General features: G+C 54.6%; 18 protein-coding genes. 8 read left to right on the top strand and 10 right to left on the bottom strand.

The window, feature by feature from the left end; translation table 11 throughout:
* Positions 1 to 11 precede the first annotated feature (11 nt).
* A complete protein-coding gene (locus WLO31_RS20835) occupies positions 12 to 917 on the bottom strand; it encodes an acyltransferase (protein WP_435928409.1) in 906 nt (301 codons plus the stop codon).
* A gap of 449 nt (positions 918 to 1,366) precedes the next feature.
* Here WLO31_RS20835 and polA point away from each other — a divergent pair, with 449 nt between their 5' ends.
* Positions 1,367 to 4,153, top strand: coding sequence for a DNA polymerase I (gene polA, locus WLO31_RS20830; protein ID WP_435928408.1), 2,787 nt, complete (start codon positions 1,367 to 1,369; stop codon positions 4,151 to 4,153).
* A gap of 298 nt (positions 4,154 to 4,451) precedes the next feature.
* Here the strand turns inward: polA and yihA are convergent, their stop codons facing one another.
* Entirely contained in the window at positions 4,452 to 5,087 is a 636-nt protein-coding gene (gene yihA, locus WLO31_RS20825) for a ribosome biogenesis GTP-binding protein YihA/YsxC (protein WP_435928407.1), read from the bottom strand.
* Between the two features lie 567 nt (positions 5,088 to 5,654).
* On the opposite strand from yihA, the gene yihI reads away from it, so the two are divergent.
* Both yihI and hemN read left to right on the top strand, forming a co-directional pair.
* Positions 5,655 to 6,173, top strand: a complete 519-nt coding sequence (gene yihI, locus WLO31_RS20820) for a Der GTPase-activating protein YihI (protein WP_435928406.1) — start codon at positions 5,655 to 5,657, stop codon at positions 6,171 to 6,173.
* A 190-nt stretch (positions 6,174 to 6,363) separates the two neighbouring features.
* Positions 6,364 to 7,737 carry an oxygen-independent coproporphyrinogen III oxidase gene (gene hemN / locus WLO31_RS20815; protein WP_435928405.1) on the top strand — a complete coding sequence of 458 codons (1,374 nt, stop codon included), beginning with the start codon at positions 6,364 to 6,366 and terminating at the stop codon, positions 7,735 to 7,737.
* Between the two features lie 136 nt (positions 7,738 to 7,873).
* Here the strand turns inward: hemN and glnG are convergent, their stop codons facing one another.
* From glnG to glnA, 3 genes are all read right to left on the bottom strand, one after another.
* Positions 7,874 to 9,286, bottom strand: a complete 1,413-nt coding sequence (gene glnG, locus WLO31_RS20810) for a nitrogen regulation protein NR(I) (protein ID WP_435928404.1) — start codon at positions 9,284 to 9,286, stop codon at positions 7,874 to 7,876.
* A gap of 7 nt (positions 9,287 to 9,293) precedes the next feature.
* Positions 9,294 to 10,343 carry a nitrogen regulation protein NR(II) gene (gene glnL, locus WLO31_RS20805; RefSeq protein WP_435928403.1) on the bottom strand — a complete coding sequence of 350 codons (1,050 nt, stop codon included), beginning with the start codon at positions 10,341 to 10,343 and terminating at the stop codon, positions 9,294 to 9,296.
* Positions 10,344 to 10,506: 163 nt separating this feature from the next.
* A complete protein-coding gene (gene glnA / locus WLO31_RS20800) occupies positions 10,507 to 11,916 on the bottom strand; it encodes a glutamate--ammonia ligase (protein WP_435928402.1) in 1,410 nt (469 codons plus the stop codon).
* Positions 11,917 to 12,289: 373 nt separating this feature from the next.
* Between glnA and typA the strand changes: the two genes are divergently transcribed.
* The 5 genes from typA (at position 12,290) to fabY (ending at position 17,154) form a co-directional block, all read left to right on the top strand.
* Positions 12,290 to 14,113 (top strand): ribosome-dependent GTPase TypA, encoded by a 1,824-nt coding sequence (typA, locus tag WLO31_RS20795; RefSeq protein WP_435928401.1) that lies wholly within the window; start codon positions 12,290 to 12,292, stop codon positions 14,111 to 14,113.
* Between the two features lie 152 nt (positions 14,114 to 14,265).
* Positions 14,266 to 14,865 carry a glucose-1-phosphatase gene (gene yihX, locus WLO31_RS20790; RefSeq protein WP_435928400.1) on the top strand — a complete coding sequence of 200 codons (600 nt, stop codon included), beginning with the start codon at positions 14,266 to 14,268 and terminating at the stop codon, positions 14,863 to 14,865.
* On the top strand, positions 14,859 to 15,731 hold the full coding sequence (locus tag WLO31_RS20785) for a virulence factor BrkB family protein (RefSeq protein WP_435928399.1): 873 nt from the start codon (positions 14,859 to 14,861) through the stop codon (positions 15,729 to 15,731). Before yihX ends, WLO31_RS20785 begins: the two co-directional genes overlap by 7 nt.
* Positions 15,728 to 16,165, top strand: a complete 438-nt coding sequence (gene dtd, locus WLO31_RS20780; RefSeq protein WP_435928398.1) for a D-aminoacyl-tRNA deacylase — start codon at positions 15,728 to 15,730, stop codon at positions 16,163 to 16,165. The genes WLO31_RS20785 and dtd overlap by 4 nt, the downstream gene beginning before the upstream one ends.
* 47 nt (positions 16,166 to 16,212) lie before the next feature.
* Complete coding sequence (gene fabY / locus WLO31_RS20775; protein ID WP_435928397.1) at positions 16,213 to 17,154, top strand: fatty acid biosynthesis protein FabY; 942 nt, start codon at positions 16,213 to 16,215, stop codon at positions 17,152 to 17,154.
* Positions 17,155 to 17,179: 25 nt separating this feature from the next.
* Here the strand turns inward: fabY and WLO31_RS20770 are convergent, their stop codons facing one another.
* The 5 genes from WLO31_RS20770 to spoT form a co-directional block, all read right to left on the bottom strand.
* Positions 17,180 to 18,862: an AsmA family protein gene (locus WLO31_RS20770; RefSeq protein WP_435928396.1), complete on the bottom strand. Its 1,683-nt coding sequence runs from the start codon at positions 18,860 to 18,862 to the stop codon at positions 17,180 to 17,182.
* A gap of 125 nt (positions 18,863 to 18,987) precedes the next feature.
* Positions 18,988 to 20,379 carry a nucleobase:cation symporter-2 family protein gene (locus tag WLO31_RS20765; protein WP_435928395.1) on the bottom strand — a complete coding sequence of 464 codons (1,392 nt, stop codon included), beginning with the start codon at positions 20,377 to 20,379 and terminating at the stop codon, positions 18,988 to 18,990.
* Positions 20,380 to 20,517: 138 nt separating this feature from the next.
* On the bottom strand, positions 20,518 to 22,599 hold the full coding sequence (gene recG / locus WLO31_RS20760; RefSeq protein ID WP_435928394.1) for an ATP-dependent DNA helicase RecG: 2,082 nt from the start codon (positions 22,597 to 22,599) through the stop codon (positions 20,518 to 20,520).
* Between the two features lie 3 nt (positions 22,600 to 22,602).
* Positions 22,603 to 23,292, bottom strand: coding sequence for a tRNA (guanosine(18)-2'-O)-methyltransferase TrmH (trmH, locus tag WLO31_RS20755; RefSeq protein WP_435928393.1), 690 nt, complete (start codon positions 23,290 to 23,292; stop codon positions 22,603 to 22,605).
* 4 nt (positions 23,293 to 23,296) lie between these two features.
* Positions 23,297 to 25,408, bottom strand: coding sequence for a bifunctional GTP diphosphokinase/guanosine-3',5'-bis pyrophosphate 3'-pyrophosphohydrolase (gene spoT, locus WLO31_RS20750; protein ID WP_435928392.1), 2,112 nt, complete (start codon positions 25,406 to 25,408; stop codon positions 23,297 to 23,299).
* Between the last annotated feature and the right edge of the window lie 13 nt (positions 25,409 to 25,421).

The raw sequence follows: 25,421 nt of genomic DNA, 5'->3' as shown, positions 1-25,421 counted from the left end.
CTAAAAGCCGGTCACTGACCGGCTTTCTTTTTTTGCATGATGCCGCTGAGCAGAATATCTTTTTCATGCCAGAGCGCATTGAGCCATGACTGAAAGCGAAGTTTAAAGGCTTTGTCATTAACGTAGTCGCCGTATAAATCTTTCTCAATCGTCACCAGCGATACGCGCACCACAATCCTCGTCATCTTCCCGGTTAACATGTCATAAAACGGAGAGCCTGTGTTTTCCGGATAACATAGCGTCACGTTCAGAAGCTGATTGAATTGTTCTCCGAACACGTTCAGCACCATCGCAATTCCGGCGGCCTTAGGGGGAAGCAGGTTCTGAAATGCCGAATGTGTCTTAAGCTGTTTTTCCCGGCTAAACCGTGAGCCTTCAACAAAGTTAACGATAGTAGCGGGATGCAAACGGAATTTTTCACAGGCGCGGCGTGTTGTTTCCACATCTTTGCCGCGGCGTTCTGGATGGCGCAATAAATAACCGCGCGAGTAGCGCTTCATAAACGGCATATCTAATGCCCAGCAGGCTAGCCCGATAAAGGGCAGCCATGCCAGCTGCTGCTTGAGAAAGTATTTATTCATCGGGATAAGCTTGCGAAACAGCACGCATAAAATCACGATATCCGCCCAGCTGCGGTGGTTGCAAATCAGCAGGTATCCCTTTTTCTTGTTAAGATCTTCCAGCCCCTCCACATCCCATTGCAAATGAGGATTAAGGCGAAGCAGCAGGGCCAGGCCTTCACACCAGCAGTACATCATAAAGTCAGCGAATAACGCGATCGCTCGCCAGAGAGCAGGTACCGGCAACAGCAGCTTAATAACGCCAGCGATAATAATTGGTACAGAACAGGCAACCGTAACCAGAATGGTGAGGATGACGCTTAAAAGCAGGGTGATCGCAGCCGGCAATCTCGACATAAGAATAACTTTCAGGTGGTTATGAAAAAAATGAGGGATCAAAGGATAATGCGCGGAGAATTTTATCAGAGTTTAACGCCAGAGCTTACTTAAAAAGCCGCAGCCTTCTCTGCTGCGCCGCGTTATTCCAGCAAATATCCGCGGTTTATAGCATAAATCTTTTTTATATCCACATTGAACGTTAATGAAATTCTTTATGCCCGCGCAGGTAAATATTGATATAACTCTTTGATTTAAAAAATAATATGAAGAGGCGAATCAGATAATAACTTCAGGATATTAGTTGGTTATAAAACTATACACAAAGTTATCCACAATCTCCGGACTGCGTAAGATCTCGCGGATCTATAAAACTTTTTGCCTAATCTGCCCCAAAAGCTCATGTTTTTGGCCAGCCTATGGCATCCTTTAGCTATAAATTTAAAACCCCAGGTATGGAACGGAACACTATGGTTCAGATTGCGCAAAACCCGCTTATCCTCGTTGATGGCTCATCCTATCTTTATCGGGCTTATCATGCCTTTCCTCCGCTGACTAACAGCCGGGGCGAACCAACAGGCGCGATGTACGGCGTGCTCAATATGTTGCGTAGTCTGTTGATGCAATATCAGCCGACTCATGCCGCCGTGGTCTTCGATGCGAAGGGCAAAACTTTTCGCGATGCGCTATTCGAACACTATAAATCTCATCGTCCACCAATGCCGGACGATCTGCGTGCGCAAATCGAGCCGCTTCATGCCATGGTTAAAGCTATGGGCCTGCCGTTACTGGCGGTTTCAGGCGTGGAAGCAGACGACGTGATAGGCACCCTGGCTCTGGAAGCCGGGAAAGCAGGGCGACCGGTGCTTATCAGCACCGGCGATAAAGACATGGCTCAGCTTGTGACGCCGGACGTCACCCTCATTAACACTATGACCAATACTATTCTGGGTCCTGAGGAAGTTTGTACCAAATATGGCGTACCGCCGGAGCTAATTATCGACTTCCTCGCCCTGATGGGTGATTCATCAGATAATATTCCCGGCGTGCCTGGCGTTGGTGAGAAAACGGCTCAGGCGCTTCTGCAGGGGCTGGGCGGGCTGGACGCGCTGTATGCCAACCCGGAAAAAATCGCCGATCTCAGCTTCCGCGGTGCAAAAACTATGGCAGCGAAGCTTGAGCAAAACAAAGAGGTGGCTTACCTCTCGTATCAGCTTGCGACGATCAAAACGGATGTCGAACTGGAGCTGACCTGTGAACAGCTCGAAGTCCAGCAGCCTGCGACAGAAGAGTTGCTCGGCCTGTTTAAACACTACGAGTTCAAACGCTGGACGGCGGACGTCGAAGCCGGTACATGGTTACAGGCGAAGGGCGCTAAAGCCGCCGCGAAGCCGCAAGAAATGCCTGTGGTTGCGGTCGAACCCGAAGAAGAAGCCAGCGCGCTTTCGCATGAAAACTACGTCACTATTCTTGATGAGAAGCTCCTTCAGGAATGGATTGCCCGCCTGAAAAAAGCGCCCTATTTTGCTTTTGATACTGAAACGGACAGCCTGGACAATGTCAGCGCAAATCTGGTTGGCCTCTCTTTTGCCACCGAGCCGGGCGTTGCTTGCTACATCCCGGTTGCGCATGACTATATCGACGCGCCGGACCAGCTTCCTCTTGCCCGCGTGCTCGAACTGCTCAAGCCGCTGCTGGAAGACGAGAAGGCCCTGAAAGTTGGCCAGAACCTGAAATATGACCGTGGGATAGTCGGCAACTATGGCATTGAACTGCGCGGTATCGCTTTTGATACCATGCTGGAATCTTACATTCTGGACAGCGTGGCGGGCCGTCATGACATGGACAGCCTCTCCAGCCGCTGGCTTAAGCACAAGACCATCACCTTTGAAGAGATCGCCGGTAAAGGTAAAAAGCAGCTGACCTTCAATCAGATCGATCTGGAGCAGGCCGGGCGCTATGCCGCAGAAGACGCGGACGTCACGCTGCAATTACATCTGAAAATGTGGCCAGAACTCGAAAAAAGCGAAGGCCCGCTTAATATCTTCAGGAACGTTGAAATGCCGCTGGTGCCGGTGCTGTCGCGTATTGAACGTAACGGCGTGAAGATCGATCCGGCTGTTTTACATAAGCATTCTGAACAGCTTACCAGACGGCTTGCCGAGCTGGAGCTCAAAGCGCATGAGATCGCCGGCGAGGCGTTTAACCTCTCCTCCCCGAAGCAGCTCCAGACTATTCTTTTTGAAAAGCAGGGTATTAAGCCGCTGAAGAAAACGCCTGGCGGTGCGCCATCCACCTCTGAGGAAGTGCTTGCGGAGCTGGCGCTGGATTATCCGCTGCCGAAAGTCATTCTCGAGCACCGGGGGCTTGCGAAGCTGAAATCGACCTATACCGATAAACTGCCGCTGATGATTAACCCGAAAACCGGGCGTGTGCATACTTCCTATCATCAGGCCGTTGCGGCGACGGGGCGTTTATCGTCAACCGATCCGAACCTGCAAAACATTCCGGTGCGTAACGAAGAAGGGCGCCGTATTCGCCAGGCGTTTATTGCGCCAGAAGATTATGTGATTGTTTCCGCTGACTACTCGCAGATTGAACTGCGTATTATGGCGCACCTTTCCCGCGATAAAGGCCTGTTGACCGCTTTTGCGCAAGGCAAAGATATCCACCGCGCAACGGCGGCAGAGGTCTTTGGTCTTCCGCTGGAAAGCGTTTCAGGCGAACAGCGTCGCAGCGCGAAAGCGATTAACTTCGGTCTGATTTATGGCATGAGCGCTTTCGGCCTGTCGCGCCAGCTTAATATCCCGCGTAAAGAGTCCCAGAAATATATGGATCTCTACTTTGAGCGTTACCCGGGCGTGCTGGGTTACATGGAGCGCACTCGTGCTCAGGCCAAAGAGAAAGGCTATGTTGAAACCCTTGATGGCCGTCGTTTATATCTGCCGGATATCAATTCCAGCAACGCTGCACGCCGTGCAGGCGCTGAACGCGCGGCGATCAACGCCCCAATGCAGGGAACTGCGGCAGACATCATTAAACGGGCGATGATCGCCGTGGATGCATGGCTGGAAAAAGCTAAGCCGCGCGTGAAAATGATTATGCAGGTTCACGATGAACTGGTGTTTGAAGTGCATAAGGATGACGTTGAAGCCGTTTCCGGGAAGGTTCGCGAACTTATGGAAGGCAGCATGAAGCTGGACGTTCCGTTGCTGGTTGAAGTAGGCAGCGGCGCAAACTGGGATGAAGCGCATTAACAGCGCAGCATCGGCGGCTCTTTTTGTAACTAAGCAACATAAGACATAGCTTTTTGTGATGACGGTTCAAGAACGGTATGCAAATAGTGAAAAAAAACTACAAAAAATGCTTTTTCAACCGGAAAAAAAGGAGTAGAGTTATTTGCGTAGGGTACAGAGGTAAGATGTTCTATCTTTCAGACCTTTTACTTCACGTAATCGGATTTGGCTGAATATTTTAGCCGCCCCAGTCAGTAATGACTGGGGCGTTTTTTATTGCCTTGCGCCCAATAAAAAAGACGGGCTAACCCGTCTTTTTTTACTCTTCGGCGGCTTCTTCTTCCTCCGCCGGCGCAAGGTCGTTAAACCAGTTATCCAGCTTCTGGCGCAGTTTGTCGACGCCAACTTTCTTCAGGGATGAAAAGGCTTCAACTTCGATATCCCCACCGAAAGACGCCGCGGCGCCGCGTACCATGTTGAGCTGCGCTTTACGCGCGCCCGATGCCAGCTTGTCTGCTTTAGTTAACAGCAGCATCACCTGAATATTGCTCGCCACGGCCCACTGAATCATCTGCTGATCGAGATCCTTAAGCGGATGGCGGATATCCATCAGCACCACCAGGCCCTTCAGGCTATTGCGCTTTTGCAGATATTCACCCAGCGCGCGCTGCCATTTAATTTTTACTTCTTCCGGCACTTCCGCATAGCCGTAGCCCGGTAAATCCACCAGGCGTTTGCCCTCGGCAACCTCAAACAGGTTGATAAGCTGGGTGCGTCCGGGCGTTTTACTGGTACGAGCCAGGGCTTTCTGATTCGTCAGCGTATTTAACGCGCTCGATTTACCCGCGTTAGAGCGGCCTGCGAAAGCAACCTCAACCCCGGTATCAGAAGGTAAATGGCGAATATCCGGTGCACTAAGCAAGAAGTGAGTCAGTTGATAATTCCAGTTTGTCAAAAGGTTGTCTCCGTCAGGATGAGCATTAAGGGGATTATACCTGAACGTGCAGAAAAGACCGTGTTTCTCAACAGGCGCAGACATTCCCCAACAAAATGTAAGACATCTGCCATCGTTGATGGCAGACAATGCGGTATCTTTCAAACGCGGGCTTTATATTTTTCCTTTAATAACAACGCGCTGTAAAGCTCGCTCTGATGAATCATAAACTTCAGTAAACCTATAGCCTTGTTGTTTTTATGGTTAAGCGTAAAGTGACAGACACAGGCAAGGGAGCCACCAAGGAGAGCGACTCAGGATGAGGGTTCAGGAGCGTCAGGATGACGAAGAACCAGGAAAGCCAGGAGGCGCCGTCTGGAGACGCGGTAAAAGGATAAAGGACACCACACGGAAGTTGCTTGCGAAGGAGAGACAGGGCGTCGAGCGCGAACAAGGATTGTGTGACCCGAAAGGGTGGTGAAACAAGAAAAAGGCGGCAGGTTACTCTGCCGCCTTTTTTCTTTGCTTGCTTTCTGCTAGATTCCGCCGCAATTCTATACTGAATAAAACGGCTTAAGACAACTCATCATGAAGCAACAAAACTCAGCATCACAAGGCAGCAAACCGGCGAAAGCTCGTCGTAAATCGCGTGAAGAGATAGACCAGGAAGCCCGCGATCGTAAGCGCCAGAAAAAACACCGCGGTCATTCCGCCGGTAGCCGCGCTAACGGCGGCAGCCAGGCGCAGAGCGGCAAAGGCTCCGGGCAGCCGAAAGATCCGCGTATTGGCAGCAAAAAACCTGTTGCGCTGGGCGTGAGCGAAACACCAGCGGCCAAACCAAAGCAGCACAAACCGAAGAGCGAGAAACCTATGCTAACACCACAGGCCGAGCTGGATATGCTGGAGAACGATGAGCGCCTGGACGCGCTGCTGGAGCGCCTTGAAGAGGGCGAGTCGTTAACCGCCGAGGAGCAATCCTGGGTTAACGAAAAACTTGACCGTATTGACGCGCTGATGGAGCAGCTCGGCATTGCTTATGATGACGATGAAGAAGACGAAGAAGATAAAGGCGACGATTTAATGCGCCTGCTGAAGGGCGGTAACTAGCGTTTACTCCCATGGGATTACCTGTTTTGATTATGGTTATTCCGCTGGTGTGTTATCTGCTGTGGTTATTCGTTAAACTACGGCGGTTGTCGCGATTGCAGAAGTCGTTGCGCCGCAGGCTCTTCGCCCGAGGGAAGGGCGTGCCGCCTGCGCTTCGTCAACGCAGGCGGCATCACCGGAAGGAGTGAGTATGTCTGAGCAGTTAATCGACTGGGATCTGGCCCTGATCCAGAAATATAATTATTCAGGGCCGCGTTATACCTCTTATCCCACCGCGCTGGAGTTTTCTGAAGACTTTGGCGAGGCGGCGTTTCTACAGGCGGTCGCTCGTTATCCTGAGCGTCCGCTGTCGCTGTACGTGCATATCCCGTTTTGCCATAAGCTGTGCTACTTCTGCGGCTGCAATAAAATCGTTACGCGCCAGACGCATAAAGCGGATCAGTATCTGGACGCGCTCGAGCAGGAGATCGCGCACCGCGCCCCGCTATTTAAAGGCCGACACGTCAGCCAGATGCACTGGGGCGGCGGAACGCCTACCTACCTTAGCAAAGAGCAAATCAGCCGACTGATAAGCCTGCTGCGCACGCATTTCGATTTTAACGACGACGCCGAGCTGTCTATTGAGGTCGACCCGCGTGAAATCGAGCTTGATATGCTCGACCATCTGCATAACGAAGGCTTCACTCGCCTGAGCATGGGCGTGCAGGACTTTAATAAAGAAGTGCAGCGGCTGGTTAACCGCGAGCAGGACGAAGCTTTTATCTTTTCCCTGATTAAGCGCGCCCGCGAGCTGGGCTTTACCTCGACAAATATCGATTTGATCTACGGCCTGCCGAAGCAGACGCCGGAGAGCTTCGCTTTCACGCTGAAACGCGTGGCCGAGCTTAGCCCGGACCGCCTGAGCGTCTTTAACTACGCCCACCTGCCAACGCTGTTTGCGGCGCAGCGCAAGATTAAAGATGCAGATTTGCCGAGCGCGCAACAGAAGCTCGATATCCTGCAGGAAACCATCGGTTCACTGACCGAAGCGGGCTATCAGTTTATCGGCATGGACCACTTTGCGCGGCCTGACGACGAACTGGCCATTGCCCAGCGCGAAGGTAAGCTGCATCGCAATTTTCAGGGTTATACCACGCAGGGCGATACCGATTTGCTGGGCATGGGCGTTTCGGCCATCAGCATGACTGGCGACTGCTACGCGCAGAACCAGAAAGAGCTCAGGGCCTACTATCAGCAGATCGATGACCGGGGCGATGCGCTGTGGCGCGGGCTTGCCCTGACGCGCGATGACTGCATCCGTCGCGATGTCATCAAGTGGCTTATCTGCAACTTCCAGCTTAATTTTGTCGACGTTGAGCGTCTGTGGGACGTGGATTTTGCGGACTATTTCGCAGAAGATCTGCAGCTTCTTGCGCCGCTGGCAAAAGACGGGCTGGTGGATATAGACAAGCATCGCATTCAGGTGACGCCGAAAGGCCGCCTGCTTATCCGCAATATCTGCATGTGCTTCGATGTCTATCTGCGACAGAAAGCGCGGCTGCAGCAGTTTTCGCGGGTTATCTGATGCGTGGCGGACGAAGCAGGCTTATGCGTCCTGCGGGTTCCGCTTGAGATGGTTGGTAGGGGGATAAACAAAGTGTCCGCCCTTCTTCGTTGCAGGCAGTTATGGCGGATGGCGCAAGCTTATCCGCCATAACTTTTTACTCCATTCCCAGCTCTTTGAGTTTGCGGGTCAAAGTATTTCGTCCCCATCCCAGCAGCCGGGCTGCTTCCTGTTTATGGCCCTGTGTATGACGCAAGGCGGTCGTCAGCAGCGTGCGTTCCATTTCAGGCTGGGCTTCTGAGAGCAAGTTTTGATGACCGGAACGCAGCGCGCGATCGGCCCACTGCGCCAGCAGCGTCGCCCAGTTATCAGGCAGCGTCTGCGAGGCGCCCGTTTCCGGCACCGTTGTTTCAAACAGTTCGCCCGGCAGATCCTGAATCAGCACCTCCTGTCCCGCGGCCATTACGGTCAGCCAGCGGCAGGTGTTCTCTAGCTGGCGCACGTTACCCGGCCAGGCAAGACGCGTTAACGCATTTTCTGTTTCAGGGTGAAGCAGCTTCGCTTCCACGCCCAGCTCACGAGCCGCAACCTGCAAGAAGTGACGAGCCAGACGAGGAATATCCTCGCGTCGTTCGCGCAGCGGAGGAAGAGGCACGCGGATAACGTTCAGACGGTGGAATAAATCTTCACGGAACTTACCTTCCTGCACGCGCAGCTCAAGGTTCTGGTGAGTTGCGGCGATGATCCGCACGTCCACTTTCACCGGAGCATAACCACCGACGCGGTAGAATTGTCCGTCCGCCAGCACGCGCAGCAGGCGCGTTTGTACATCCAGCGGCATATCGCCGATTTCATCCAGGAACAGCGTGCCGCCATCGGCCTGCTCAAAACGTCCCTGACGAATCTGGTTAGCGCCGGTAAACGCGCCTTTTTCATGACCAAACAGTTCAGACTCGATCAGATCCTTTGGAATCGCCGCCATATTCAATGCGATAAAGGGTGATTTGGCGCGCGGGCTGTGGCGATGCAGCGCGTGTGCAACAAGCTCTTTACCCGTACCCGATTCGCCATTGATCAGCACGCTGATGGAGGAACGAGATAAACGGCCAATAATGCGGAAAACGTCCTGCATAGCAGGCGCTTCGCCGATGATATCGGTAGTTGGACCGAAGGCCGGCGTATGGCGTGGCTGCTGTTGCTCCTGATAATGACTGATCGCGCGTTCAACCAGCGCCACGGCTTCGTCAATATCAAAAGGCTTAGGGAGATAATCAAAGGCTCCTTGCTGGTAAGCACTGACGGCCGCGTCCAGATCTGAATGTGCGGTCATTATGATGACCGGGAGCATCGGATGCCGCTGCTTTATCTGCTTTAACAGCGCAAGCCCGTCCATACCCGGCATACGGATATCGGATAGCAGAACGTCCGGCGTTTTGGTTGTAAGGGCGTCCAGCACCTCATTGCCGCTTTCAAACGTGGTGCAGCTCAAACCCGCCCCGGTCAGCGCGCGCTCCAGCACCCAACGGATGGAACTATCGTCATCAACGATCCAAACTATCCCTCGTTGCATACAAACCTCACTGGCGAATAGGCAGGTAAACGGAAAACTCGGTATGACCCGGCCAACTGTTGAATTCGATTTTCCCCGAATGCTGATCGATAAGATTGCGCGCGATAGACAGGCCCAGGCCGGTGCCGCCTTCGCGTCCGCTTACCATCGGGTAGAACAGCGTGTCCTGAAGCGTTGATGGAATACCCGGGCCGTTATCTTCCACGTCAATTCGGGCAGCCAGACGGTAGCGCATACCGTGCAGCGTCAGCTGGAAGGCGGTGCGGGTGCGCAGGACAATTTCGCCTCCCTCGCTTCCCAGCGCCTGTAACGCATTGCGCACGATATTTAATAAAACCTGCTCGATTTGATCGGGATCGTGAGCAAACTCCGGCAGGCTTGGATCGTAATCCCGCGCCAGCGTAACGTTTTCTGGCAGCTCCATGGAGACCAGCTGCATTACGCGCTCGGTAACCTTATGAATGCTCTCCGTCACGTGCATACCCGGCTGCTGCGGCCCTAACAGCCTGTCGACCAGGTTACGCAGACGGTCTGCCTGCTCAATAATCACTTTGGTATATTCGGTCAGCGAAGGGTCCGGTAAAGCTTTCGCCAGCAGCTGCGCGGCTCCCCGTAAACCACCAAGCGGGTTTTTGATCTCATGTGCCAGGCCGCGCACTAAATCACGTGCGGCAAGCTGCTGGGCGTGCTGTAGCTGTTCCTGGCTCAAACGACGCTGATTATCCATTGGCGCCATTTCCATCAGGATTAACCCATCCGGCAAACGCTGCGCCGTAAGAGAAAGAATATGGGAGCGGCCATCTATCACCAGCGTTACCTCGTTATCGGTAAACCCCTGGCCTGCGATTAGGCTTTCCTGCATTAAGCTGGTGTTAAGCGAGAAGTAACTCAACAGCTCCGGCAGCGGCGTGCCGTAAAGTTTTCGTGAACTCTGCGCCAGCAACTGCTGCGCTGCCGGATTCGCGTAGTGGACCGCCAGCTCGTCGTCCACGAGCAGGATGCTGTTGATTAGAGAATTCAGAATCTGCCCAGCATCGGGCAGCATGCCAGTTGCCATACAGCAGTCTCCGGTTTATGCACTATATTGGTGCATTATAGGCGTCAGCTAATAAAAAACCTTGTTACAACAGATCGTTTGTGGAGAAAAAAGCCCATCCGAAGATGGGCTGAAAGTTTCCACGGCAACAAAAAAACGGTGAATCAAACGCGATACCGATGCTTTAAACGCTGTAGTACAGCTCAAACTCTACCGGGTGCGGAGTCATGCGCACACGGTCGTTTTCTTCGATACGCAGAGCGATGTAGGCATCGATCGCGTCATTGGTGAAGACGCCGCCTGCGGTCAGGAACTCACGGTCCTGATCCAGCGCGTCCAGCGCTTCTTCCAGAGAGCCTGCAACCTGTGGGATCTCTTTCGCTTCTTCTGGCGGCAGGTCATACAGGTTTTTGTCCATCGCTTCGCCCGGATGGATTTTGTTCTTAATGCCGTCAAGGCCGGCCATCAGCAGCGCGGCGAAGCACAGGTATGGGTTAGCAGCCGGGTCAGGGAAGCGCACTTCGATACGACGTGCTTTCGGCGAAGCAACAACCGGGATACGGATAGAAGCAGAACGGTTACGGGCAGAGTAAGCCAGCATAACTGGTGCTTCATAACCCGGGACCAGACGCTTGTAGGAGTTGGTGGTCGGGTTGGACAGGGCGTTGATCGCTTTAGCGTGTTTGATAACGCCGCCGATATAGTACAGCGCTTGCTCGGACAGGCCCGCGTATTTGTCGCCCGCGAACAGGTTGACGCCGTTTTTGGACAGGGACATGTGGCAGTGCATACCGGAACCGTTATCGCCAAACATTGGTTTTGGCATAAAGGTCGCAGTTTTGCCGTAAGCGTGAGCGACGTTATGAACGACATATTTGTAGATCTGAATTTCGTCAGCTTTTTTGGTCATGGTGTTAAAGCGGGTAGCCACTTCGTTCTGACCAGCTGTAGCCACTTCATGGTGGTGGGCTTCAACAACCAGGCCCATCTGTTCCATAGTCAGACACATCGCAGAACGCAGGTCCTGAGCAGAGTCAACCGGAGGAACCGGGAAGTAACCGCCTTTCACAGCAGGGCGGTGGCCTTTGTTGCCGCCTTCGTATTTGGTGCCGGTGTTCCATGCGCCTTCGATATCGTCGATTGCAACGTGGGAGCCGGAAATGGAGCTGCCGAAACGGATGTCATCAAACAGGAAGAACTCAGGCTCTGGCCCGAACAGAACGGTATCAGCAAAACCGGTAGAGCGCAGGTAGTCTTCAGCACGTTTTGCGATGGAGCGCGGGTCACGGTCATAACCCTGCATAGTGCCGGGCTCAAGAATGTCGCAACGAATGATAAGGGTAGCGTCCGCGAAGAACGGGTCGATAACGGCGGTAGAGGCGTCTGGCATCAGCACCATGTCGGATTCGTTGATGCCTTTCCAGCCGCCAATCGAGGAGCCATCAAACATTTTGCCTTCTTCGAAGAAGTCAGCGTTTACCTGGTGAGCAGGAATAGTGATGTGCTGTTCTTTACCTTTAGTGTCAGTGAAGCGCAAATCAACAAATTTCACTTCATGCTCATTCAGCATCGTCAAAACGTGTTCAGCGGACATACTTAACTCTCCGAATTATCTTTGTCGTCGTGGTAACGAGGTCTTCTAACATTATTAAAAGTGGCTTTTGCCCTGAAATGTTTAAAGCGAAATCTGTGCCAACTTTTAAATCACCCCCAAAAGGCGCTATTATGCGTACTGTAGTGCAAAAGGGCTGCACCATGACGGATAATTTGCACCAATATAGTGCTCCAGTGTAAAAATCGGGCACCATATTGGTGCAATTTACGTTATGGCTCCTATTTTAGCTCCGTGAAAGCGATCACAAAGCCTTACTTTTAATATTGTTTGTAAAGGTTCTTTGTGATCCTGTTCTGTCCTTCGATTAATACGTGTACAATAACGCGCTATTTCTAATGCCTGAGGCAAAGTTGTGATCGAAAATCTGCGTAACATCGCCATCATCGCGCACGTTGACCATGGTAAAACTACCCTGGTTGATAAGCTGCTGCAGCAATCCGGTACTTTCAGTGAGCGTGCTGAAACTACTGAACGCGTGATGGACTCCAACGATTTGGAGAAAGAGCGTGGGATTACCATCCTCGCTAAAAACACCGCTATCAAATGGAATGACTACCGTATCAACATCGTTGATACCCCTGGGCACGCCGACTTCGGTGGTGAAGTTGAACGTGTAATGTCCATGGTAGACTCCGTGCTGCTGGTCGTTGACGCAATGGATGGCCCAATGCCGCAGACGCGCTTCGTAACCAAAAAGGCTTTTGCCCATGGTTTGAAGCCGATCGTGGTTATCAATAAAGTTGACCGTCCTGGCGCGCGTCCGGACTGGGTTGTGGATCAGGTCTTCGACCTGTTCGTTAACCTTGACGCAAGCGACGAGCAGCTCGACTTCCCAATCATCTATGCATCCGCACTGATGGGCATCGCGGGTAACGATCATGCGGATATGGCGGAAGACATGACTCCGCTCTACCAGGCGATTATTGACCACGTTAAAGCACCAAGCGTTGACCTTGATGGTCCGTTCCAGATGCAAATCTCCCAGCTTGATTACAACAACTACGTTGGCGTTATCGGCATCGGTCGCATCAAGCGCGGTAAAGTGAAGCCTAACCAGCAGATCACTATCATCGACAGCGAAGGTAAAACCCGTAACGGTAAAGTCGGTAAGGTCCTGACCCACCTCGGCCTGGAGCGTATTGAATCCACTGAAGCTGAAGCGGGCGACATCATCGCCATCACCGGTCTGGGCGAGCTGAACATCTCCGACACCCTTTGCGATACGCAAAATGTTGAAGCGCTGCCGGCCCTGTCCGTCGATGAACCAACCGTTTCCATGTTCTTCAACGTCAACACTTCTCCGTTCTGTGGCAAAGAAGGTAAATTCGTTACCTCCCGTCAGATCCTTGACCGCCTGAACAAAGAGCTGGTGCACAACGTTGCGCTGCGCGTTGAAGAAACCGAAGATGCGGACGCGTTCCGTGTATCCGGTCGTGGCGAGCTGCACCTGTCCGTGCTTATCGAAAACATGCGTCGTGAAGGCTTCGAGCTGGCGGTTTCCCGTCCGAAAGTAATCTTCCGCGAAATCGACGGCCGTAAGCAGGAGCCGTTCGAGAACGTCACGCTGGATATCGAAGAGCAGCATCAGGGTTCCGTGATGCAGGCGCTGGGTGAGCGTAAAGGCGACCTGAAAAACATGAATCCAGACGGCAAAGGCCGCGTACGTCTCGACTACGTGATCCCAAGCCGCGGTCTGATCGGTTTCCGTAACGAATTCATGACTATGACTTCCGGTACCGGTCTGCTGTACTCCACTTTCAGCCACTATGACGATATCCGTCAGGGCGATGTGGGCCAGCGTCAGAACGGCGTGCTGATCTCTAACGGCCAGGGTAAGGCTGTTGCGTTTGCTCTGTACGGTCTGCAGGATCGCGGTAAGCTGTTCCTGGGTCACGGTGCGGAAGTTTACGAAGGCCAGATCATCGGTATTCACAGCCGTTCTAACGACCTGACCGTTAACTGCCTGACCGGTAAGAAACTGACCAACATGCGTGCGTCCGGTACTGACGAAGCGACTACGCTGGTTCCAGCCCAGAAGATGTCTCTGGAGCAGGCGCTGGAGTTTATCGATGATGACGAACTGGTAGAAGTGACCCCGCTTTCCGTTCGTATTCGTAAACGTCACCTGACTGAAAACGACCGCAAACGCGCGGGTCGTGGCAGCAAAGAAGCTTAAGTTTCTTTTCCGCTGTAAACCGAAGCCCTGTCTGCAAAGACGGGGCTTTTTTTATACCCAGGCTCGCAGAATTGAAGCCTGTATAGGGTCGCGATAGTCAAAGTATCCCTTTACCGCTACAGTTATTTCTTCATGGCGCAAAGGAGAACACCATGCTGTATATCTTTGATTTAGGTAATGTCATCGTCGATATCGACTTCAACCGCGTAATGGGGGTCTGGAGCGATTACAGCCGGGTACCGCTGGCAAATCTGCAAAAAAGCTTTGTGATGGGGGAGACTTTCCATCGCCATGAGCGTGGGCAGATCTCTGATGAAGAGTTCGCCGCGGCCATATGCCAGCAGATGGATATGGCGCTGAGCTTCGAGCAATTCGCCGCGGGCTGGCAGGCCGTGTTCGTTGCCCTGCGTCCCGAAGTCATCGCCCTGATGAAGCAGCTGCGTGAACAGGGGCATCGCGTTGTCGTGCTCTCTAACACTAACCGCCTGCACACTAATTTCTGGCCCGGCGAATATCCGCAAATCGCGGAAGCAGCGGATAAAATCTATCTGTCCCAGGAGATGGGGATGCGCAAACCCGACGCCGAAATTTATCAAAAGCTCCTGCAAGCTGAAGGTTTTTCTGCCGACCAGGCCATCTTTTTTGACGACAACGCCGATAATATTAAAGGAGCCCAACAGGTGGGCATCACCAGTATTCTGGTGACCGGAAAAGAAACGGTGCCTGGCTACTTTGCCAAAAATCCATGTTAAAAGACGTTCATCATCGTACCCGTACACGCCTCAGGCCTTATGTCGCCTGGGGTAAGCTGCTCTGGCAGCGCATTGACCAGGACAATATGACGACGCTTGCGGGCAACCTTGCATACGTGTCGCTGCTGTCGCTGGTGCCTTTTATCGCCGTTGTGTTCGCGCTATTTGCCGCTTTTCCGATGTTTTCCGATGTCAGCGTGCAGCTGCGGCACTTTATCTTCTCGAATTTCATTCCCGCCACGGGCGATATTATCCAGCGCTACATCGAGCAGTTCGTCGCCAACTCCAGCAAAATGACCGTAGTTGGCGCGTGCGGGCTTATCGTTACCGCTCTTTTACTTATGTATGCCGTAGACAGCGCGCTAAACACCATCTGGCGTAGCACGCGTACACGTCCCAAAATATACTCTTTTGCCGTGTACTGGATGATCCTCACGCTCGGGCCGTTGCTGGCCGGGGCGAGCCTGGTTATCAGCTCTTATTTGCTGTCGTTACGCTGGGCAACGGGCTTTAACAGCATGATTGATGAAGTGCTGCGCATTTTCCCGCTGCTGCTCTCCTGGCTCTCGTTCTGGCTGCTCTACAGTATTGTCCCCACCACGCGCGTACCGGTACGTGACGCTCTGATTGGCTCGCTGGTCGCAGCGCTTCTCTTTGAGCTGGGTAAGAAAGGTTTCGCGCTCTATATCACTATGTTCCCCTCTTATCAGCTCATTTACGGCGTGCTGGCGGTGATCCCCATTTTATTTGTCTGGGTCTACTGGACATGGTGTATCGTGTTGCTCGGGGCAGAAATTACTGTCACCCTCGGGGATTACCGTAAGCTTCGCTCAGAGCGACAGCAGGAAGAACTGGACGAACCATGATTGCATTAATTCAGCGCGTCACCCAGGCTCGCGTCACCGTGGAGGGTGAAGTGACGGGTGAAATTGGCCCGGGCCTTTTGGTGTTATTGGGTGTCGAAAAAGAAGACAACGAGCAGAAAGCGAATCGCCTGTGCGAGCGGGTGTTGGGCTACCGTATCTTCGGTGATGAAGATGACAAAATGAATCTGAACGTTCAGCAGGCCGGCGGCAGCGTGCTGGTGGTGTCGCAGTTTACTCTTGCGGCAGATACGGAACGCGGCATGCGTCCGGGCTTTTCGGGCGGCGCGGCACCCGCGCTTGCGGAAAAGCTGTATGAATATTTTATTGAGCGATGCAAACAGCAAGGGATCGGGACCCAAACCGGCCGCTTCGCCGCTGATATGCAGGTATCGCTTATCAATGACGGGCCGGTGACATTCTGGCTGCAGGTCTAAACCCCGCACGGTTCATCGGCCTTGCGAAATCTTAAGAGAGTACAGCTATGTATCACCTTCGCGTACCGCAAACCGAAGAAGAACTTGAAAGCTATTACCAGTTCCGCTGGGAGATGTTGCGTAAACCTCTGCATCAGCCCAAAGGCTCCGAGCGTGACGCATGGGACGCCATGGCCCATCATCAGATGGTTGTGGACGAAGAGGGTAACACGGTCGCTATAGGCCGTTTATACATCAATGCCGATAACGAAGCGGCAATCCGTTTTATGGCCGTGCATCCTTCCGTACAGGACAAAGGTCTGGGCACGCTGATGGCCATGACGCTGGAATCCGTCGCCCGCCAGGAAGGGGTGAAACGCGTGGTTTGCAGCGCGCGTGAAGACGCGGTGGAGTTTTTCGCCAAGCTAGGATTTATCAATCAGGGCGAGATCACCACGCCGCAGACGACGCCTGTGCGGCATTTCCTGATGATTAAACCCGTAGCGTCGCTGGACGATATCCTGCATCGTGCCGACTGGTGCGGGCAGCTCCAGCAGGCCTGGTATGAGCACATTCCCCTTAGCGAGAAAATGGGCGTGCGCATTTTGCAGTACACCGGGCAGAAATTTATTACCACCATGCCGGAAACGGGCAATCAAAATCCGCACCAGACGCTGTTTGCGGGCAGCCTGTTTTCTCTTGCCACGCTGACGGGCTGGGGACTTATCTGGCTGATGCTGCGGGAGCGCCACCTGGGCGGGACGATTATTCTGGCTGACGCCCACATTCGCTACAGCAAACCAATCACCGGGCGCCCGGGTGCGATAGCTGATTTAGGTTCGCTCAGCGGCGATCTCGATCGTCTGGCCCGGGGCCGTAAAGCACGTGTTGCGCTGCAGGTTGAACTCTATGGCGACGAAAAGCAGGGCGCGGTGTTTGAAGGCGTGTACCTTGTGCTGCCGGCCAAACCTTTCGGACCGCTGGAAGAGGGCGGTAACGAAGAGGAGTAGCCGTCCCGGATACGCTTTTGCAAAATCATGCGCCGGGGACTTCACCTTTTTGCATCGTTTGCCGTAGCTGTTTTCCGTCTGCGCTGGTGGCCTGAAGCGTGCCGTTTACCGTGGGTTTCAGCGGTGTCTGCGCGGCAAGGCTACCGGTGACGGAAAGCTGCAGATTGCCTTCGCCCGCTAGCGGTAAAGCTGGCCATCCCCACTGCTGCAAAGTATTAATCGGCACTGAACGGCCACGAAGATTTATCGCCGTGTTACGCTGCGGGGACTGTGAGACAGCTCCTGTCGCTTCAAGCATCCCTTTCCCGGCGAAAGCGCTTAGCTCCGTGACGGAAATCTGATTCGTATTCGCCGTCAGGGCAATAGAAGGACGACGAACGTCCACGCGGTTAAAGGTTGCCGCCGCAGCGTTCAGGCTGATATTGCCGTCCCACAGGCCCCACTGCCGATCGCGTACCACCTCCAGATTATTCCCCATGCCATCCAGCGCGGTGAGCTGGAAGGGGAAGGTCGGATCGATATCGATAATCAGGTTTCGGTTAGCCGAAAGCTTTTTAATCGTCACTTTGTTTAGCCATTCCGGAACGGGTTCCAGCCAGCGCTTTTTCCAGTCTGCCGGCAGCGTATATTCCAGCCCGGCCAGCACGACTTCATCAAGCATCAGGTGTTTATCATCGCGCAGCCACTGCCCCGAGGCGCGAACCATGCCTCTTTCCCAGCGGGAGGTAAACTGACGCAGCACGGCGGCCTGCTGAGTAAAATCTACGTTAACGATAGGGTCGTTAAGGTGCAGCGTGCCGTTGATGAATTCACTGGCGTTTAGCGACAGCCTGCCGTCATCGCTTTGCCATCCGCCGTTGGCGAGCGTCATATTGCGCAGGCTCAGGTCTAAATCCGTTACCGCCCAGTCTTTGCCTTCCAGGCGCGCGTCGGTGATCTCCAGGCTATCTACTTCCAGGGACGGGACGGTGGCGAGGGGAGCAAGGAAAGCGCTTATGGATTTATCCGTTTGCAAACGAATATCGTTGAGGCGCAGGCTGCCAATATGCCACGAGCCATCCGCATTACGATTTGCGGTGCCGGTGAGCGAGCCGCGAGCCATATCCGCGCCGATGGTGGAAAGCGTTACCCGGCCCTGATTAATGGCGCCCTGCAACAGTACGTTGCTTGCGGGCACGCCGTTAAGCATCATCGAACCCGCGCTGAACTGAATATCTGCCGTGCTCCCCAGCACCTTACCTCTTTCAGGCTGCCATGGCTTGACGCCGCCGTTCACTCGCTGAGCGCGTAAATCCCACCCGGTGGCAGGGCTGTTAAGCGCCATATCACTAAGTTGCAGCATGTCGGCCTGGAAGGGGAGCGGGGCGGAGTCCGGGCTGAGATTCAGGGTGCCTTTTTTCAGCAAAATGGTATCAACGTGCAGCGGCGCTGAAAACTGGCGGGAGCTCAGGCCTATATCAACGTCCTGGGCCACCAGGGTTGCGGGCTGGCCTTTTCGTCCAAACGTCACGTTGCTGAAAGTAAGGTGCATGGGGGAAGCCCAGCGGTGATCCATCTCTTTAAACGAAAAATCGTAGTCGCTTTTCTCGTTAATCCAGCTGCTGACCTGGCCTGCTCCCCAGCGGGTCTGCAGCAAAATATAAGCAGCAATCAGCACGACCAGAACGATCGCTATGAGTATCGCGATAAGCTTTCCGAGAAATTTCATTGCCTTCCATCCCATGAAGTTTCGGTAAGGGTGTTATGCCCTATTTACCGTTATAGCTCAAGGAGGCGTTTGTCAGGGAGGGTTTCACGCGCCGTTGGCAACAAATCACCGGCGCGTGAGGAACATCAATCTTTTTCAGGCGGGAAAATCAGGTTCAGGACAATCGCCGTGATGCCACCGGCAGCAATACCGGAGGAGAGCAGCGTTTTCAGCCAGTCAGGAGCAAACTGCAGAATCAGCGGCTGCTGGGACACGCCCATACCCACCGCCAGAGAGAGCGCGATAATCATAATCGCACGGCGATTTAACGGCTCGCGAGAAACGATGCGCACGCCGGATGCGGCGATAGTACCGAACATCACAATCGTCGCCCCGCCGAGTACCGGCTCAGGAATGTGCTGAACAAAACCGCTTACCGCCGGGAACAGACCGAGCACAATCAACATCAGCGCCACCACAAAACCGACGTAGCGGCTGGCGACGCCGGTGAGCTGAATAACGCCGTTATTTTGGCCAAAGCAGGAGTTCGGGAAGGTGTTGAAGATGGCGGAGACGCAGGAATTCAGACCATTCGCCAGCACGCCGCCTTTGAGGCGCTTCATATACAGAGGGCCGGAAACGGGCTGCTCGGAAACGTCGGAGGTAGCGGTAATATCGCCGATGGTTTCCAGCGACGTTACCATAAACACCAGCATCAAGGGGATCAGCAGGTTCCAGTCGATGCCCAGCCCGTAATAGAGCGGCGTCGGAACCATAATCAAATCGGTATTTGTCGGAGCGGTGTTCTGCGGCAGCATATCCATCGCCCACGCCAGCGCATAACCCACGGCCATCGCGATGACCAGAGATGCGACGCGCAGATACGGGTTGCGCTGACGGTTCAGCAGAATAATCACCAGCAGTACGGCGCCGGCCAGCAGCAGATTTTTCGGCGCGCCAAAGGTGTGGTCGTTCATCGCGGCATAGCCGCCGCCGATAGAGTTAAGCCCCACCTGAATCAGCGACAGGCCGATAATCATCACCACCACGCCGGAAACCAGCGGAGTAATAATACGGCGCGCCAGGTGCAATATGCGGGAAAGCGCCATCTCCGTGCAGCTTGCGAGCATCAGCGTACCGAAGAGCGCGGCCATCATTGTCGGCACGTCGGCACCGCCATTTTTTAGCGCCATGCCGCCCATAATCAGCGGCGAGACAAAGTTGAAGCTGGTGCCCTGAATCGACAGCAGCCCTGAACCCACGGGGCCCCATGCTTTAATTTGAATAATAGAGGCCACGCCTGAGGCGAACAGCGACATGCTGATAATGTGCTGCGTATCTGATGCCGGTAATCCCAGCGCCTGGCAAATCAGTAATGCTGGCGTGATAACCGCGACAAACATCGCCAGCAGGTGCTGACAGGCGGCGAACAGCGTTTGCGGAAGGGGCGGCCTGTCTTCGAGGCGATAAATCAATTCACTGGAGCGAGTCGCTGCAACCGGTTGCGCATTTTCTGACTCAACGGCATTTACAGACATCAGAGGTGGTCCCGTGGTGGAAAAGCGGAGATTTTAACGGACTGCAGGGTAAAAGCAAACGATTGCATGGCGGCATGCTTAATATTTAAAAGTTACACAGCGGCTAAGCTGCATCTGACGCTGCCGGTGTTTGATTAATCAGGCGTTAGAGTAGCGTTCCGTTTCCGGCATCCAGCGTTCAATCAGCGCGGCTGCCTGCTCCGGGAAACGTTCGTGGATATGACGCGCAAGCCGCTGCACTTCCGGGATCATCGCCTGATCGCGTAGCAGGTCCGCCACTTTAAACTCGGCGCTCCCCGTCTGGCGGGTGCCCAGCAGTTCTCCCGGGCCACGAATTTCCAGATCTTTTTGCGCAATCACAAAGCCATCGTTGCTGTCCCGCAGGACCTGCAAACGCAGCTGAGCCGTTCTGGACAGCGGCGACTTATAAAGCAGCACGCAATGGGAGGCGACGGCGCCGCGGCCAACGCGACCGCGCAGCTGGTGGAGCTGCGCAAGCCCCAGACGCTCCGGGTTTTCGATAATCATCAGGCTGGCGTTTGGCACATCCACGCCGACCTCAATCACCGTTGTGGCGATCAGCAGATGGATATCGCCCTCTTTAAACGCCTGCATCACCGCCTGTTTTTCCTGCGGCTTCATGCGCCCGTGCACTAACCCGACGTTGAGATCGGGCAGCGCGGTTTTGAGCTCTTCCCAGGTGACTTCCGCCGCCTGCGCCTCCAGCAGCTCCGATTCCTCAATCAGCGTACACACCCAGTAAGCCTGACGTTTTTCCGTGGTGCAGGCGCTGCGCACCCGTTCGATAATTTCGTTACGGCGCGTATCCGCGATGGCAACGGTAGTGACAGGCGTGCGGCCCGGCGGAAGCTCGTCGATAACTGACGTATCGAGATCTGCGTAAGCGGTCATCGCGAGGGTGCGCGGAATTGGCGTGGCCGTCATGATTAGCTGGTGCGGATGGAAGCCCTGAATCTGCCCCTTTTCCCACAGCGCCAGCCGCTGGTGGACGCCGAAACGGTGCTGCTCATCGATAATGACCAGCGCCAGTCCGGCAAACTGCACCTGCTCCTGGAAGATGGCATGAGTGCCGACAACCATCGACACCTGGCCGCTGGCAATGGCCTCCTGCTGCGCGATGCGCGCTTTGCCTTTTTGCTTCCCGGCTAGCCAACCCACCTCAATGCCCAGAGGGGCAAACCACTGGCGGAAGTTGCTGGCGTGCTGTTCGGCGAGCAATTCCGTAGGCGCCATCAGGCCAACCTGCTTGCCGTGCGCAATAGCTCGCAGGGCTGCAAGAGCGGCGACCAGCGTTTTCCCTGAACCTACATCGCCCTGCACCAGGCGCATCATCGGCACGTCCAGCGCCATATCGTGTTCGATCTCCGCAACGACACGCTGTTGCGCGCCGGTTGGCTTAAACGGCAATGCTGCGAGCAGGCGGTTTTTCAGCTCATCATGATTGACTAATGGCAAGGCGTGATAGCGCTGAGCGCCCGCGCGTAACGCAAGCATGCTCAGATTATGGGCGAGTAACTCTTCAAGAATTAAACGCCGCTGGGCGGGATGTTTACCTGCCTCCAGATCCGCAAGCTGCATATCCGGCGGCGGGCGATGCAGCGTCCGCAACGCTTGCGGCAGGCTCATCATTCCCTGGCTCAGCTCCGGCGGGAGTAATTCAGCGATAGCGCAGGTATCGAGCAGCTCCAGCGCCTGATCGGTCAGCTTACGCAGCGTCGCCTGACGAACGCCTTCGGTGGTGGGATAAACCGGCGTTAGCGTTTCCTGCAGCTCCGGCGTGCTGAGATCGCCCTGTACGCGGTACTCCGGATGAATCATCTCCGCGCCGTGTGTACCACGCTTTGCCTCGCCATAGGCGAGTACGCGCTTACCTGGCGCCAGGCTGTTTTTCATCGCCGCGTTGAAGTTGAAAAAGCGCATCGTCAGGATGCCGGTGCCGTCAGTAATCTGACAGGTCATCATCCGGCGGCGGCCAAAACTGATATTGCTGTTCAGCACTTCCCCTTCCACCGTGGCGTAAACGCCCGGCAAAAGTTCGTTAATGGGGTAAAGGTGGGTGCGGTCTTCGTAGCGCAACGGCAGGTGCAGCAGCAAATCCTGAATGGTGTGCAGGCCGATTTTGGCCAGCTTGCCGCTCTGGCTGGCGCCCACTCCGGCAAGCGTGCTTAACGGTATGGCATCCAGCAAACGGCCTTTCATGCCTTACTCCGCAGACTGCATTGTGGCCCACCAGGCGGCATCAGCTTCGATTTCGCCTTGCTGGTTCACATGGGGGTAGGGCAGGTCTTTACGGCGGGAGACTCGCGCCAGCACCGGATAACCGCCCTCAAACAGCAGGCGCTGTTGTTCAGATTCCGGCAGGGTGCTGTTTTCACGCTGATACATGCCGGCGTTCTGACGCTGGCGCTGCGCTTCATAGAGGATAAGCGCGGAGGCTACGGAAACGTTAAGCGACTGCACCATGCCGATCATCGGAATGATGATGTCCCGATCTGCCAGCGCCAGCGCTTCCGGAGTGATGCCGGTTTTTTCCTGGCCCATCAGAATGCAGGTCGGGCGGGTGTAATCAATTTCCCGGAAATCGACGGCTTTATCAGAAAGGTGAGTGGCAAGGATTTGCATGCCGCTGCTTTTCAGGTGTGAAACGGCATCGCTAATCGTGCGGTGGGTTTTAACTTCAACCCAGGAGTTGCTGCCTGCAGCGGAGGAAGCCATGGTGCGCATACGATTACCCGGCCACACGGCATGGACCTCGTGCACGCCCACCGCGTCTGCCGTGCGGATGATCGCCGAGACGTTATGAGGCTTATGAACCTGCTCCATGCAGACCGTCAGATCTGGCTGACGGCGGGCTAACATTTCACAGATGCGTGCATAACGTTGTGGATTCATAACGTTAGTTTCTGTTACGGGTGACTTTAATCACGTCCGGCATCACGCGAATTTTACGCATGATATTCGCCAGATGGATACGATCGCGGGCCGTCAGTCGAATGAAGGCGCTATAAACGCGGCCGTCTTTCTCTTCGGTGTTCAGGCTCTGAATGTTCGAACCCGCGTTGTTCAGCGCCGCGGTGAGGTTTGCCAGCGCACCCTGGTGATTAAACATATCCACTTTGATCTCGGTGATGAACTCCTGCTCCGCCTCTTTGTCCCATTCCACAGCCATAAACTTCTCCGGCTCTTTCTGGTAGCCGCGGATGTTTCGGCAGGATTCATGGTGGATAACCAGGCCCTTGCCGGGGCTGACATGGGCAACGATCGGATCGCCAGGAATAGGGCGACAGCATTTTGCAAAGGTAATCAGCACGCCGTCTGCGCCTTTGATTGGCAGATGGCTGTGCGACAACGCATTCGCCTGCAGCGTGGCCTGCGATTCTCCCTGCAGGTTTTTCGCAACGACCACGCTCATGGCGTTGCCAAGGCCAATTTCCGCCAGCAAATCATCAAGCGAGGCGAGCTTCATGCGCTCAAGCTCACGCTGGATGTTTTCCGGCGGGACTTCAGCCAGCTTGCGGCTGCCGCCTAAGGCATGATTTAACAGGCGACGGCCCAGGTTGACCGAATCGTCTCGCTTGAGGTTCTTCAGCATCTGGCGGATTTTGGCGCGTGCTTTGGAGCTGACCACAAAGTTCAGCCAGGCGGCATTCGGACGCGCGCCCGGAGCGGTAATAATTTCGATCGTCTGGCCGCTGGTAAGCGGCTGCGACAGCGGATAGGGCTGGCGGTCGACCCGGGCGCCGACGCAGGCGTGACCGATATCGGTATGTACCGCATAGGCGAAGTCCACGGGCGTTGCTCCAGCCGGGAGTTCGACAATACGCCCTTCCGGGGTGAAAACGTAAATCTCATCCGGGAAGAGATCGGATTTTACGCTCTCGATAAATTCAAAGGAGCTGCCGGCGCTCTGCTGCAGTTCCAGCAGGCTTTGCATCCAGCGCTGGGCGCGGATTTGCGCGGTAGTGCCGCTCTCGCCCTGCTCTTTATAAGCCCAGTGGGCGGCGACCCCCATTTCGGCCATCTGATCCATATCTTCGGTACGGATTTGCACTTCCACCGGTACGCCGTGCGGACCAATCATCGAAGTATGCAGGGACTGATAACCGTTGGCTTTCGGAATGGCGATATAGTCCTTTACCCGCCCCGGACGCGGCTTGTAGAGGCTATGCATCTGCCCAAGGACGCGGTAGCAGGTGTCCATATCGTGAACGATTACGCGGAAGGCGTAGATATCCATAATCGAGTGGAAGCGCTGCTCTTTGAGCGTCATTTTGCAGTAGATGGAATAAAGGTGCTTTTCGCGGCCGCTGACGCGACACGGAATGCCCGCCTCCTGCAAACGCCCGTCGATCTCCGAGAGGATTTTTTGAATCATCTCTTTGCGGTTACCGCGCGCCGCTTTAACCACCTCTTTAATGACGCGGTAGCGGTTCGGGTACAGCGCTTCAAAGCCCAGCTCTTCCAGCTCGGTTTTCAGATGATGAATACCAAGACGGTGGGCCAGCGGACTGTAGATTTCGAGGGTTTCGCGGGCGATGCGGCGGCGCTTGTCCGGACGCAGCGACCCCAGAGTACGCATGTTGTGCGTGCGGTCGGCGAGTTTGATCAGAATGACGCGGATATCCTGCACCATCGCCATGATCATTTTGCGGAAGTTTTCGGCCTGCGCCTCTTTCTTGTCGCGGAACTTCAGTTTATCCAGCTTAGAAACCCCTTCCACCAGCTCGGCAACGCTTTTGCCAAACAGCTGTTCCATATCCTGGTAGGTGGCAGGGGTGTCTTCAATCACGTCATGCAGGAGCGCCGCCATTAGCGTTTCGTAGTCGAGTTTCATCTCGGCCAGAATGCAGGCAACCGCTACTGGATGGGTGATATAGGGCTCACCGCTTGAACGTGCTTGTCCCTCGTGAGCATCACGCGCGACAAGATAGGCTTGCCGGAGGCGCTTTATCTGCTCCTCGGGCAAGTATTGTTGAATCAGCTGATTCAGGCTTTCAAACAGATACAAGGGCTACCCGCAG

The organism is Dryocola sharpae (genome assembly GCF_051307055.1).
Taxonomy (GTDB): Bacteria; Pseudomonadota; Gammaproteobacteria; order Enterobacterales; family Enterobacteriaceae; genus Dryocola.
The sequence above is the reverse complement of the archived record's forward strand: the minus strand, read 5'-3'. Positions and strand labels throughout refer to the sequence as shown.